At 61.1% G+C, this 12,636-nt stretch carries 10 protein-coding genes and 1 pseudogene; 5 read left to right on the top strand and 6 right to left on the bottom strand.

Annotation, left to right across the window (positions count from 1 at the left end; genetic code table 11):
• Nucleotides 1-19: 19 nt before the first annotated feature.
• Together hpaE and AC236I_RS21695 are read right to left on the bottom strand one after the other, a co-directional pair.
• A complete protein-coding gene (gene hpaE / locus AC236I_RS21700) occupies nt 20-1,486 on the bottom strand; it encodes a 5-carboxymethyl-2-hydroxymuconate semialdehyde dehydrogenase (RefSeq protein ID WP_015585210.1) in 1,467 nt (488 codons plus the stop codon).
• A pseudogene (locus tag AC236I_RS21695) lies at nt 1,483-2,876 on the bottom strand (fumarylacetoacetate hydrolase family protein). Before AC236I_RS21695 ends, hpaE begins: the two are co-directional and overlap by 4 nt.
• A 289-nt stretch (nt 2,877-3,165) precedes the next feature.
• Between AC236I_RS21695 and hpaR the strand changes: the two are divergent.
• Nucleotides 3,166-3,621 carry a homoprotocatechuate degradation operon regulator HpaR gene (hpaR, locus tag AC236I_RS21690; RefSeq protein ID WP_004857572.1) on the top strand — a complete coding sequence of 152 codons (456 nt, stop codon included), beginning with the start codon at nt 3,166-3,168 and terminating at the stop codon, nt 3,619-3,621.
• Nucleotide 3,622: 1 nt separating this feature from the next.
• Here the strand turns inward: hpaR and AC236I_RS21685 are convergent, their stop codons facing one another.
• From AC236I_RS21685 to AC236I_RS21670, 4 genes are read right to left on the bottom strand one after another with little or no spacing between them, the layout of a single operon-like run.
• Nucleotides 3,623-4,888 carry an FAD-dependent oxidoreductase gene (locus tag AC236I_RS21685; RefSeq protein ID WP_004857573.1) on the bottom strand — a complete coding sequence of 422 codons (1,266 nt, stop codon included), beginning with the start codon at nt 4,886-4,888 and terminating at the stop codon, nt 3,623-3,625.
• On the bottom strand, nt 4,869-5,132 hold the full coding sequence (locus AC236I_RS21680) for a 2Fe-2S iron-sulfur cluster-binding protein (RefSeq protein ID WP_015585206.1): 264 nt from the start codon (nt 5,130-5,132) through the stop codon (nt 4,869-4,871). The genes AC236I_RS21685 and AC236I_RS21680 overlap by 20 nt, the downstream gene beginning before the upstream one ends.
• Complete coding sequence (locus tag AC236I_RS21675; protein ID WP_015585205.1) at nt 5,129-6,238, bottom strand: NAD(P)/FAD-dependent oxidoreductase; 1,110 nt, start codon at nt 6,236-6,238, stop codon at nt 5,129-5,131. The genes AC236I_RS21680 and AC236I_RS21675 overlap by 4 nt, the downstream gene beginning before the upstream one ends.
• Nucleotides 6,235-7,182, bottom strand: a complete 948-nt coding sequence (locus AC236I_RS21670; protein WP_004857576.1) for a 4-hydroxyproline epimerase — start codon at nt 7,180-7,182, stop codon at nt 6,235-6,237. The genes AC236I_RS21675 and AC236I_RS21670 overlap by 4 nt, the downstream gene beginning before the upstream one ends.
• Before the next feature lie 310 nt (nt 7,183-7,492).
• Between AC236I_RS21670 and AC236I_RS21665 the strand changes: the two genes are divergently transcribed.
• The 4 genes from AC236I_RS21665 (at nt 7,493) to AC236I_RS21650 (ending at nt 12,628) form a co-directional block, all read left to right on the top strand.
• Nucleotides 7,493-8,320 carry an AraC family transcriptional regulator gene (locus AC236I_RS21665; protein ID WP_004857578.1) on the top strand — a complete coding sequence of 276 codons (828 nt, stop codon included), beginning with the start codon at nt 7,493-7,495 and terminating at the stop codon, nt 8,318-8,320.
• A gap of 151 nt (nt 8,321-8,471) precedes the next feature.
• Nucleotides 8,472-9,392: a dihydrodipicolinate synthase family protein gene (locus AC236I_RS21660; protein WP_163980441.1), complete on the top strand. Its 921-nt coding sequence runs from the start codon at nt 8,472-8,474 to the stop codon at nt 9,390-9,392.
• A 14-nt stretch (nt 9,393-9,406) separates the two neighbouring features.
• Nucleotides 9,407-11,011, top strand: a complete 1,605-nt coding sequence (locus AC236I_RS21655) for an aldehyde dehydrogenase (NADP(+)) (protein WP_183114410.1) — start codon at nt 9,407-9,409, stop codon at nt 11,009-11,011.
• Between the two features lie 15 nt (nt 11,012-11,026).
• The gene (locus tag AC236I_RS21650) at nt 11,027-12,628 is read left to right on the top strand and encodes an APC family permease (protein ID WP_004857583.1); all 1,602 of its coding nucleotides are present in this window, start codon (nt 11,027-11,029) and stop codon (nt 12,626-12,628) included.
• Nucleotides 12,629-12,636: the final 8 nt, after the last annotated feature.

The raw sequence follows: 12,636 nt of genomic DNA, 5'->3' as shown, positions 1-12,636 counted from the left end.
GCGGCTCGACGGATGACGGTTATACGCCCCATTTCGGGATCGGATGGTCACCCATGGAAATACAGACGTTTTTCATTTCGGCGAACACTTCAAAGCTGTACTCGCCGCCTTCGCGGCCGGTGCCGGAGGCTTTCACGCCGCCAAACGGCTGGCGCAGGTCGCGGACGTTCTGGGTATTGACGAACACCATGCCGGCTTCAATACCGCGCGCCAGACGCAGCACTTTGCTGATGTCCTGGGTCCAGATGTAGGACGCCAGGCCATACTCGATGTCGTTCGCCAGGCGCAGCCCTTCCGCTTCGTCTTTAAACGGCAGCAGGCAGGCCACCGGGCCAAAAATCTCTTCTTGCGCGACGCGCATGCGGTTATCGACGTCCGCCAGCACCGTCGGACGCAGGAAGTTGCCGCCTTGCAGATGCGCAGGCAGATCGGACGGCTTGTCCGGGCCGCCGGCCAGCAGGGTGGCGCCTTCCTCGATGCCGAGGCGAATATAGCCGGAGACTTTTTCCCAGTGCTGCTTGCTGATCAGCGCCCCGACCTGGGTATTCGGATCGGTCGGATCGCCGACGCGCAGGCGGTTAGCGCGTTCGGCAAAGCGTTTAACGAATTCCGGGTAGATGCTCTGCTGAATGAAGATGCGCGACCCGGCGGTACAGCGTTCGCCGTTGATTGAGAAGATGGTGAACAGGGCGGCATCCAGCGCGCGCTCGATATCGGCATCTTCAAAAATCAGCACCGGTGATTTACCGCCCAGCTCCATGGAGTACTTCTTCAGACCGGCATTTTTCATGATGTTGCGCCCGGTGGCGGTACCACCGGTAAACGACACTGCGCGGACGTCGTGATGACGCACCAGGGCATCACCGGCGCTGGCGCCGTAGCCCTGCACCACGTTGAGTACGCCGGCCGGAATACCGGCTTCCAGCGCCAGTTCGCCCAGACGATCGGCGGTCAACGGCGACAGCTCAGACATCTTCAGCACCGCGGTATTGCCCAGCGCCAGGCACGGCGCGACCTTCCAGGTGGCGGTCATAAACGGCACGTTCCACGGCGACACCAGCGCGCATACGCCGACCGGCTGCACGAGGGTGTAGTTGAGCATCTTGTCGTCAACCGGATAGGTCTTGCCGTTCATCTGCTGGCACACTTCGGCGAAAAACTCGAAATTGTGCGAAGCGCGCGGGATCAGCACATTTTTGGTCTGATGAATCGGCAGGCCGGTATCGGCGGTTTCCATCGCCGCGATCTCCGGGACGTTCTGGTCAATCAGATCGCCCAGGCGGCGCATCAGGCGCGCGCGCTCTTTCATCGGCAGGTTGGCCCATTTCGGGAACGCTTCTTTCGCGGCGGCAACGGCCTGATTCACTTCGGCTTCACCGCCGGAGGCGACTTCCGCCAGCACTTCGCCGGTGGCCGGGTTGGTGGTATGGAAATATTCTGCGCCCGCGACGTTTTTTCCGTTGATCCAATGGTTAATTTTTTTCATGACAGCTTCTCCTCATACGCTTGCTGGCTGATGATGCGGTTGACCAGGCGGCCGACGCCTTCGACTTCGACGATCGCTTCGTCACCCGGCACCACGTCGGACAGCCCTTTCGGCGTGCCGGTGGCGATCATGTCGCCCGGTTGCAGGGTCATGAATTCACTCAGGTAAGCGATCAGGAACGGGATGCTGAAGATCAGATCGGCCGTCGTGCCCTGCTGGCGCAGCTCGCCGTTGACCCAGGTTCGCAGAGTCAGGTTATGCGGATCCGGGATCGCCTCTTTGCTCACGATCCACGGCCCGATAGGGGTCAGGGTGTCGCGGCTTTTTACCCGCAGATTCGGCCGGTAGTAATTTTCCAGATAGTCGCGAATGGCGTAGTCATTACAGACGGTGTAGCCGGCGACATAGTCCATGGCATCGGCTTCGGCGACGCGGCGCGCGGTTTTGCCTATCACCACCACCAGTTCGGCTTCGTAATGCATGTACTCCACGTTGTCCGGGCGTACCGACTCTTGTTCATGACCGATAAAGGTGTTCGGCGCTTTGATAAAGACCAGCGGCTCTTCCGGCGGCTTAAACTCCAGCTCGCTGGCGTGGTCGGCATAGTTCAGACCCAGCGCGAACAACGTTCCGTCGGCGGGAGGCAGCCAGCGAAAGTCGCCTGCTTGAAGCAGGGTGCCATCGTCGAGGCGAACCTGGTCGCGGTCATCGACCTGTACGTCGTAGCGAGCGCCTTGCCATTCAATACGTGCCTGTTTCATGCCAGCTCTCCTTCTGCAACAACCGGGTTTTCCAGCGCCGGGAAACCTTCGGCGAGGATCCGCACGCGATCGCCGGGCTGCAGCGTGACGCGGGCGTGAGGGGTGCCGATCAGAATGGCATCGCCGGGATTCAGGGTGGCAAACTCGCTCAGCGCGCTTAACAGTTCGGCGGCATTGCGCTGTAGATCGCCGGTATTCCAGCTGTCGGCCTCGCGGCCGTTGATTTCAGTGATGATGGTCAGATTGTCCACGCTATCCACCGGGGCGAGGGAACCGATCGGGCAGAAGCCATCGCGGCATTTGGCCTTAATCGCCGGGCGGTAAAAGCTCTCTTCCGGCAGGCTGACGTCATTGGCCAGCGCATAGCCGGCGATAAAAGAGGCGGCGTCGTCGGCGGAAACCTTACGCGCGGTTTTGCCGACAATCAGCGCGACGGTTGCGCCGCTCTGCACGGTTTCACCCTGCGGATAGGGAATTGCCTCGCCGGCACCGATGACGGTATTGCGGGGTTTGATAAACCAGACCGCGGTTTTCGGCGGCGTTTTGTAAGGGGCCTGTTGGAACGCATCACGCCAGGCGTCAAGCTGGCTGCGATGGTTGAGCGCAACGGCGAAGATGGTACCTTTCATTCACCACTCCTCTGGTACTGATGTCGGATGCTAAGGGATATTCATTAATATGTTAATGATCATCTTTTATTCCTTGTGGCGGGGTTTGGCAAACAGAAGTGAATGTTTTGTGATCTGATTAACAATAAATTTACAGTATAAAATTTTATATGTTATTAATCAGTTTGTTATGGTTTTTTGTTGTCTCGGCTGGTACTTTTCAGGTGCAGAAACCGGTTGCGTCATGGCAGGATAGGCGCTAATTATTAACTTATTAATAAACATAAGAGTGCGATGTTGAGGGTATGTGATGCATGATTCGTTAACCATTGCGTTGTTGCAGGCGCGGGAAGCGGCGATGGGCCATTTCCGACCGATCGTTAAACGCCATAATCTCACCGAGCAGCAGTGGCGTATTGTGCGCATCCTTGCGGAAAATCCGTCGATGGACTTTCACGATCTGGCGTTCCGCGCCTGTATCCTGCGCCCCAGCCTGACCGGTATTCTGACCCGTATGGAGCGCGACGGTCTGGTGCTGCGTCTCAAGCCGGTCAACGATCAGCGCAAGTTGTATATTTCGCTGACGCCGGCGGGCTACACGCTGTATGAAAGCGCGCAGGCGCAGGTGGAAGAGGCCTATCGCCTGATTGAAGCGCAGTTCACCAGTGAAAAGATGCAGCAGCTGACCGCGCTGCTGGAAGAGTTTATTGCGCTCGGCAACCGTCAGGGCGCCGGGCGCAGTGATGAAAGTGATGAGGAAGAGTAGATCAGCGCATCGTTCGGGGGTCGGCCAGCGCGATAAGGGTTTCGGTTCTGGCGGGAGAGAGCGGTTCGCGCGGCTGCGGTAGCGGCCAGCCGTACAGCCAGCGGGCGGTGGTCGCGCAGGTTTTCCCCTGACAGGCGCCCATTCCGCAGCGGCGGGTCAGTTTTGCCTGGTGCCAGCTATCGGCATCGGCTACTTCGCCGCAGCGCACATCTTCACAGCGGCACAGCAGGCTATCCGGCGTGGCGGCGTTTTTCAGGCTCTCTGCCAGGGTGAATGTGCGGTTGACCGCCTGAGCAAATGTCTGCCAGCGCTCGCGACGGGCAAAGTGGGCCTGGGCGCAAGCCTCGGCGTCAGCTGCCGCAAAGCCGGCAATTTCACCCTCTGCCAGCGCCAGTTCGCTGCCACCGAAGCCGGTGCATTCGCCCGCGGCGTAGATGTTGGCGACGCTGGTCTGCTGCCAGCGATTCACCGCTATTGCCTCGTCAGCTATCGTGCAGCCGAAGTGCAGCGCGGTTTCAATATTGGGTACCAGGCCGTAACCGATAGCCAGCCGCTGGCAGGCGATTGTCCGCTCTACGCCGCGGGCATCGCGCAGCGTAATGGCTTCAAGCTGCGTCTCGCCATGGGCGCGAATCACCTGACTACCGCTGAGATAGCGTCGCGGGGCGAGGGTGGCCAGCTGGCGAAGTTTTTCCGGCCAACGCCACAGGCTGCTGCCAAAACGCAGTAAGGCGCTGAGCGGGGCCTGCTCAACAATCTGTCGTACTTCACCTCCGCTTTTTTTCACCGTTGCGGCCACCGCCAGCAGCAGCGGACCGCTGCCGGCAATCACCACCTTTTGCCCCCGCAGCGTCAGACCGTGTTTAATTTGCGCCTGTAACCCCCCGGCGCCGGTGACGCCGGGCAGCGTCCAGCCGGGGAAAGGCAGCGAGAGTTCGCGTGCGCCGCAGCAGAGGATCAGTTTTTGCCATTCGACAACCCCGCTGTCGTCGGCGGTTTCGAACAGGACGCGATGTGCCGAAGGGCGGGCGATAAGCCGGGCGCCGTTCAGCGAGGTGATGTTTTTCTCCGCGGCAACGGCTTCCCGGTAGCGGCGTGCCAGAGCAGGGAGCTGCACCTGCGGACCCTCGCGCCAGATCTGCCCGCCGGGGCGCGGATTATCGTCGAGGATCACGACCTGCTTACCGCAGGATGCGGCCGCCAGCGCGGCGGCGAGACCCGCCGGGCCGGAGCCGAGAATCAGAATGTCACAACGCAGGGTTTGCATGGCAGCTCCTTTCAATCGTCATTCCGGGCTGGCACAGCGTCTGGCAGGCCAGTACCCGCCGTCCGTTGACGGTCACCCGACACTCCTGGCAAATGCCCATGCCGCAAAAAGGGGCGCGGGGCTGGCCGCCGACGGCTATGCGTGTGGTGGGATTCGCCGTCAATGACAGCGCTGCCGCGACGCTGATTCCCACCGGCACATCGCGTTTTTCACCTTCAATCATCACCGGGATAGTCTGGCTCATGCGATAGCCTCTTTTTTCAGCAGGCGGGCCGGGAGCCACGCGTCGGGGGCTAACGGACTGCGCTCGCCCAATAGCTGGGCGACGAGTAGCGCCGCGCTGGCGGGGGCGGTGGTGACGCCGAGCCCTTCATGACCCAGCGCCAGCCACAGACCGGGACGTGACGGGTGGGGACCAATCAGGGGATTTCCGTCCTCTGATGCGGCGCGAAAGCCGCTCCAGCAGCGGATAATATTCAGCCCGGCCAGGGGGGGCAGGAAGTGCCGGGCACGGTCGAGCATCTGTGCCAGCAGCGGCAAATCCAGCTGGCGTTCTGAGTGATCAAACTGCCGCGAAGAGCCGATCAGCAGCTGTCCGGTGGGGCGCGGCTGCACGTTAAACGCCACCGAGGTGCCGCCGCCGTGGGCGCTGGCGCCGTAGCCCAGTTCGACCAGCTGATGATGGAGTAACGGGCCGTAGCGGTCGGTGATCGCCAGCTGACCTTTCTTGGGCCGCAGCCAGTTTTCCCCCAGCAGCCCATTGGCGCCGAGGCCGCAGGCGACCACGATAGCCGGCGCCCGCAGCCGTTTTCCGCTGGTCAGCGTCACCGCCGGCTCGGCGATTTCCGTGGCGCCTTCGCTGAGACAGGTCAGGTTGTCTCCCGCGTCGGCGATAAACCAGCGCGCGACTTCAGGCGCATAGACGATACCGTCGCCGGGCACCCACAGCCCACCCTGCAGGCCGGCACGCAGCAGCGGTTCTCGCTGCGTCAACTGTGTGGGGGTCTGCATCTCGCTGGAGACCTGATATGCGGCCATTCGCCGCTGCTTCTCCCGGGCAATCTCCAGCTCCTGGGGAGTTTCCGCCAGCCACAGAGTGCCGCAGCCGCGCCAGGCGCAGCGCTCGGGCATCCGCGGCGTGAGGGTGCGCCAGCATGCCAGTGACCAGGCGGAGAGCGCGAGTTCGGCGGGATCGTCATCCATACACACCAGATGGCCCATGCCGGCTGCAGTGGCGCCCGGCTGGCGATCGTCGAGCAAAATCACTTTTTGCCCGCGTTTCGCCAGCTGCCATGCGCAGGCGGCGCCGACGATCCCGGCACCGATCACGATGACATCGCCGTGGTTCACGACACGATCCCCCAGCAGAAGGGATCGTCCGGGTTGAGGATCAGCCGGGTATCGCCGCAAACCCAGGCTTCGCCGCGGATCGTCGGAATGATACCGGCGTCGCTGCGCGTATAGCTGGCGGTAAACTGACTGCCGATAATACTGGCCTGGCGCCAGAGTTCGCCGGGCTGCAGCTTGCCATCTTCGGCCAGACAGGCCAGTTTGGCGCTGGTTCCGGTGCCGCACGGCGAGCGATCCCAGGCTTTCCCCGGGCACAGTACGAAACTGCGGCTGTCGGCATCGGCGGCGTCGGCAAAGAGTTCGATATGGTCGATTTCGCCGCCGTCATCGCCACGGATCCCGGCGGCTTCCAGCCCTGCACGTACGGCCCACGCATACTCGGTAAGCTGCGGAATTTGGGCGGGTTCGAGGGTGAAGGGATGATCGTTGATGAGGAAAAACCAGTTGCCTCCCCAGGCAATATCACCGGTGACGGTTCCCACCGATGTGCTGACGCTGAGCTGTTTTTTACCGCGCCGGGCCGGAACATTCTCCACCGAGACGCTGCCATCTTCATGTAGCGTTGCGCTGACGTTGCCCACCGGCGTTTCAATCAGATGGGTGCCAGGCTTGATGCGACCAAGCCATGCCAGCGAAGCGATAAGCCCGATGGTGCCATGCCCACACATGTTCAGAAAGCCGGCATTGTTGAAGAAAATCACCCCGGCGGTTGCCTGCGGTGAGACCGGCTTGCACAGCAGCGCCCCCACCAGCACATCGTTGCCGCGCGGCTCCAGGATAACCGCCTGGCGCCAGCGATCGAATTCGCGGGCGAAACGTTCGCGGCGCTCCGCCATGCTGCCGTTACCGAGATCCGGAAAACCGTCCACAATCAGGCGGGTCGGTTCGCCGCCGGTATGAGAATCAATGGCTCTGAGTTCAATGGGGTGACGTGGCGCAGTCATGGCTATCTCCGGAGGTTAACGATTTGTTTCATCATGCTGGCGCAACAGACCGCCTCCGGCTTGAACGCTTTCGCCAGAGAAAATGACGAAATCGGCACAATAAACGGCGGCGCCTGTTTATGAATGACATAGTTATTTCTTATTAATCATTCGCTTATTGCTGTGGTAAACCGAAAGTCGCGATCGCGCCAGCGGCGTACTCAGGGGAAAATATAAACCGGAGTCAGGATCGCAAAACGCGGTATTGCCGCTTGATGTGTTACCAAAAGGTGAATAAATATCCTCCCGTCACCCGCCATGAGGAAGCCTTATGTTCTGTGTTACTGCTGCTGCTTCGGAGCACGCTCCGGTTGAGGATACGGATCTGGCCGTTGATGAGCTGAGCCAGATTTGCGAAGGGCTGGCGCGCCAGCGCCCGGAAAACATGCCATCGTTGCTCAATGCGCTGGCGCTCATCGCGCCGCTGCTGAACGCGATTCCCCATGTGGTTTTTTTTATCAAAGATGCCCAGGCGCGCTACCTGCTGGCGAACCTGACGCTGGCTCGTCGCTGCGGCTTTAAAAGCGTCTCCTCGCTGTTAGGCAAAACCTCGGCCGACGTCTTTCCATCGGCGCTGGGGCAGGGCTATACCGAACAGGATCTGCGGGTGTTGAGAGAGGGGGTGACCCTGCGCGACCAGCTCGAAATGCACCTCTATAACGGGCGTGAACGCGGCTGGTGTCTGACGCAAAAGCTGGCGCTGCGCGATGTTCACGGCCAGGTGATCGGCATGGCAGGGATCTCGCACGATCTTCAGGAGGCGCATGCCCGACATCCTGCCTGGCAGCGGCTGGCGATCGTCGATGATCATATTCGTCGCCACTACCATCGCCCGATCACCATGGAAGAGCTGACCGGGTTAAGCGGCATGTCCGTGGCGCAGATCGAACGCTATTGCAAACGGATCTTTCACCTCACGCCGCGGCAAATGATCCACAAGGTCCGCCTCGAAAAAGCCACCGAGCTGCTGGCGGGAGAGACGCCGATTACCGATATTGCGCTGCAGTGCGGCTATACCGATCACAGCGCCTTCAGCCGTCAATTTAAAGCGATGACCGGCTCCACGCCGCGCGATTTTCGCCTGACGCTGGCGGGATAATCGTCGGCTCACACTTTTTGCGACTGTGCTAATTTCGTCATCGTATTGGAAGAAAACCGACAAGCCGCCGGGTCCATGAAACGTCAATCTGTCAGTGAAAATTCACCATTCATTCACTTTGACTTAACAAAATGACGACAAGGAACCGAGCATGAGCAAAAAAGCGATTCACTGGAGCGGCGTATTTCCGGCAGTCAGCACGCAGTTTCGTCAAGATTACTCCCTCGATTTAGATGCCACCCATGCGGTGATGAAAAACCTGGTCAGAGACGGCGTCTCCGGGCTGGTGGTGTGCGGCAGCGTCGGGGAAAACACCTCGCTGACAACCGAGGAAAAACTGCAGATTATTGAAGTGGCGAAGGATGCGGCGGGCGGCAAAATTCCGGTGATCGCCGGGGTCGCCGAGTTCACTACCGCGTTTGCGCAGAAGATGGCGAAAGAGGCCGAGCGCGTTGGCGTCGACGGAATTATGGTGATGCCGGCGCTGGTCTACTCCTCGAAGCCGTACGAAACCGCCGCCCACTTCCGCAGCGTGGCCACCGCCACCGACCTGCCGATTATGGTTTATAACAACCCGCCGATTTACAAGAACGATGTCACGCCAGATATCCTCGCCACCCTCACCGATTGCGACAATATCGTCTGCTTCAAAGACTCATCCGGGGACACCCGTCGTTTCGTCGATCTGCGTAACACCGTCGGCGACCGCTTCGTGCTGTTCGCCGGGCTGGATGATGTGGTGGTGGAGAGCATCGCCGTGGGCGCGGAAGGGTGGATTTCCGGCATGTCGAACGCTTTCCCGCGCGAAGGTGAAACCCTGTTCCGTCTTGCCGCACAGAAACGCTATGACGAAGCCATGGCGCTGTATCGCTGGTTTATGCCGCTGCTGCACCTCGATGCACGTCCGGATCTGGTGCAGTGCATCAAGCTGTGCGAAGAGCTGCTGGGACGCGGCAGCGCCGTCACCCGTCCGCCGCGTCTGGCGCTGGAAGGGGAGACCCGTCAGCAGGTGGTGAACATCGTGGAACAGGCGCTGGCGACGCGTCCTGTGCTGCCGGACGTGGGCCTGTGAGGCGGGGAGCGACGATGAGCGAAACAGAAATGACGGCGGGTCGGCATTTTATTGCCGGGCGCCGCGTCGCCAGCGGCGAAGCCACGCTCCTCAGCCTGAAGGCTGCGGACGGCGAGGCCACCGGCCACCGTTTTTATCCGGCCTCCCGGGAGGAGGCCGCACTGGCGGCGCAGGCGGCGGCGCAGGCTTTTGCCGCCTATTCCGGAACCTCGCCAGAGACGCGCGCGCGCTTTCTGGAGACCATTGCCGATGAACTGGACGGGCTGGGCGAGAGCTTTTTTGCCATTGCCCATGCTGAGACCGCGCTGCCGCTGGCGCGTTTACAGGGCGAGCGGGCACGCACCAGCGGTCAGCTGCGGATGTTTGCCGGTCTGTTACGCCGCGGCGATGTTCTGGGGGCGCGCATTGATACGGCGCTGCCGGCGCGTCAACCCTTACCGCGAGCGGATCTGCGCCAGTATCAGGTGGCGCTTGGCCCGGTTGCGGTATTCGGTGCCAGCAACTTTCCGTTGGCCTTTTCTACCGCCGGCGGCGATACCGCCTCGGCGCTGGCGGCCGGTTGCCCGGTGGTGGTTAAGGCTCATCCCGGACATATGGCAACCGCAGAGCAGACGGCGCAGGCCATTGTGCGGGCGGTGGAGAAATGCGCCTTGCCCGGCGGGGTGTTCAACATGATTTTTGGTACCGATATCGGGGCCGAACTGGTGCGCCATCCGGCGATTCAGGCGGTGGGATTCACCGGTTCGCTGACGGGGGGGAAAGCGCTACTCCAGCTGGCGCAGCAGCGCCCGCAGCCAATCCCGCTGTTTGCGGAAATGTCGGCGATTAATCCGCTGATTATTCTGCCCCAGGCGCTCGCCGCGCGCGCGGCGTCGCTGGCCAAAGATCTGGTGGCGTCGTTTACCCTCGGCGGCGGGCAATTTTGTACTCGCCCAGGGTTGATTCTGGCGCTCAAGGGCGAAGGGCTGACGCGCTTTACTGCCGCGTTATGTGAACAGGTTCAGGCCGCGCCCGCTCAGGTTCTGCTCAATGCGCCGACCCTGCAACACTATCGCGCCGGTGTCGAGACGCTCGACGCCTGTCCGGGTGTGCAGCGGCTGGCCAGCGGTGAAGCGGCCTGCGGCCAGCGGGCGCAGGCGTTGTTGTACCTGGCGACGGCGGAGGCGTTCATGGCGCCGGATAGCGTGCTGCAAACCGAGGTGTTTGGCCCGCTGTCGGTACTGGTGGAAGTGGCGGACGAGACGCAGATGATGGCGCTGGTCAGTACGCTGCAGGGGCAGCTGACGGCGACGCTGCATGCCGATGCGGACGATCGTCCCCTGGCGGCGCGTCTGCTGCCGCTGCTCAGCGATAAAGCCGGACGGGTGCTGTTCAACGGCTATCCCACCGGCGTGGAAGTGTGCGATGCGATGGTGCACGGCGGCCCCTGGCCGGCCACCACCGACGCGCGCGGCACATCGGTTGGGACCCGGGCGATCGAACGTTTTCTGCGGCCGGTTTGTCTGCAGAACGCCCCTGCCGCGTTGCTGCCGCCGGCCTTGCAGGATGCTAACCCTTTAAACCTGCTGCGCCTGGTGAACGGCCAGTGGACCCGGGAAGCGATTTCCCCCTCATGTTGACGGAAGGGCATCACGATGACTATTCACACTACGCATAACAGTCAAACCCGCGTTGCTGAGTCGGGTAAGTTTAAAAAGCAGCTGACCTTAACCGATCTGACGTTTATTGGCCTGGGGGCGATTTTTGGTTCCGGCTGGCTCTTTGCCGCCAGCCACGTCGCGTCGATTGCCGGGCCCGCCGGGATCGCCTCCTGGGTGATCGGCGGCTTTGCGGTTTTGCTGCTGGGCATCGTTTACTGCGAACTGGGGGCGGCGCTGCCGCGCGCAGGGGGGATTATCCGTTATCCGGTCTTTTCGCACGGTGAGCTGATGGGGTATCTGCTCGGCTTTATTACGCTGATTGCCTTCTCAAGCCTGATTTCTATCGAAATTGTCGCCGCCCGTCAGTATGCCGCCGCCTGGTTCCCGGCGCTGACCCAGCCGGGATCCAGCTCGCCGACTCTGCTGGGCTGGGTGGTGCAGTTCCTGCTGCTGTGCTTTTTCTTTGCGCTTAACTACTACAGCGTCAAAACCTTTGCCCGCTCGAATAACTTTATCAGCGTGCTGAAGTTTCTGGTGCCGCTGCTGGTAGTGATTACCCTGTTCACCTTCTTTAAGCCGGAAAACCTGCATACTCAGGGGATTGCGCCGTTTGGGATGTCCGGGGTGGAAGCGGCGATCAGCGCCGGCGGGATTATCTTTGCCTATCTGGGGCTGACGCCGATTATTTCCGTTGCCAGCGAGGTTCAGCATCCGCAGCGCACGATCCCGGTGGCGCTGATTCTGTCGGTGGTGCTATCGACCATTATCTATGTGCTGCTGCAGCTGGCGTTTCTCGGCAGCATTCCGACGGAAATGTTAAGCGGCGGCTGGGCGGAAGTGAGTAAACAGTTCTCGCTGCCGTATCGCGATATCGCTATCACTCTCGGTATGGGCTGGCTGGCCTTTATGGTGATTAGCGACGCGATCATCTCCCCGAGCGGCACCGGCAATATTTACATGAACGCCACGCCGCGCGTTATCTACGGCTGGGCGAAAGCCGGAACCTTTTTTAAAGCCTTTACCCACATTGATAAAGAGTCCGGCATTCCGCGTCCGGCGCTGTGGTTGACCTTCGGTCTGTCCATCTTCTGGACGCTGCCGTTCCCCTCCTGGGAGCAGCTGATCAGCGTGGTCTCGGCCGCGCTGGTGTTGAGCTATGCGATCGCGCCGGTGACCGCCGCAGGGCTGCGCCGTAACGCGCCGGATCTGCCGCGTCCCTTCCGCGTGCGGGCGTTCGCGATTATTGGGCCGGTGTCGTTTATGATCTCCGCGCTGATCGTCTACTGGTCCGGCTGGACCACGCTCTCCTGGCTGCTGGGGCTGCAAATCGTCATGTTTGTGGTCTACATCCTGTGCAAAGGCAAAGTGCCGGTACATACCGTCAGCCTGGCGCAACAGGTGAAATCCTCGCTGTGGCTGATCGTCTTCTATGCGCTGATCATGCTCTTTTCCTGGTTGGGCAGTTTTGGTGGTACTAATGAGATAGCTCACCCCTGGGATACGGTGCTGGTAGCGGTGATGTCGCTGGGAATTTATTACTGGGGCGCGCGCAGCTGTCTCCCCCAGGCTAATTTTAGCGGAGACGAAGAAGAGTAGAGGAGAAG

This window comes from Klebsiella sp. Sb-30, assembly GCF_057652795.1.
This window is presented reverse-complemented; position numbering and strand designations above follow the sequence as displayed.

Excerpts from the sequence above, each read along its gene's own strand:
- AC236I_RS21660 (WP_163980441.1), top strand. The coding sequence starts at position 8,472 with ATGAGCAAAAAAGCGATTCACTGGAGCGGCGTATTTCCGGCAGTCAGC.
- AC236I_RS21655 (WP_183114410.1), top strand. The coding sequence starts at position 9,407 with ATGAGCGAAACAGAAATGACGGCGGGTCGGCATTTTATTGCCGGGCGC.
- AC236I_RS21650 (WP_004857583.1), top strand. The coding sequence starts at position 11,027 with ATGACTATTCACACTACGCATAACAGTCAAACCCGCGTTGCTGAGTCG.
- AC236I_RS21670 (WP_004857576.1), bottom strand. The coding sequence starts at position 7,182 with ATGACTGCGCCACGTCACCCCATTGAACTCAGAGCCATTGATTCTCAT.
- AC236I_RS21665 (WP_004857578.1), top strand. The coding sequence starts at position 7,493 with ATGTTCTGTGTTACTGCTGCTGCTTCGGAGCACGCTCCGGTTGAGGAT.
- AC236I_RS21680 (WP_015585206.1), bottom strand. The coding sequence starts at position 5,132 with ATGAGCCAGACTATCCCGGTGATGATTGAAGGTGAAAAACGCGATGTG.
- hpaE (WP_015585210.1), bottom strand. The coding sequence starts at position 1,486 with ATGAAAAAAATTAACCATTGGATCAACGGAAAAAACGTCGCGGGCGCA.
- AC236I_RS21685 (WP_004857573.1), bottom strand. The coding sequence starts at position 4,888 with ATGCAAACCCTGCGTTGTGACATTCTGATTCTCGGCTCCGGCCCGGCG.
- hpaR (WP_004857572.1), top strand. The coding sequence starts at position 3,166 with ATGCATGATTCGTTAACCATTGCGTTGTTGCAGGCGCGGGAAGCGGCG.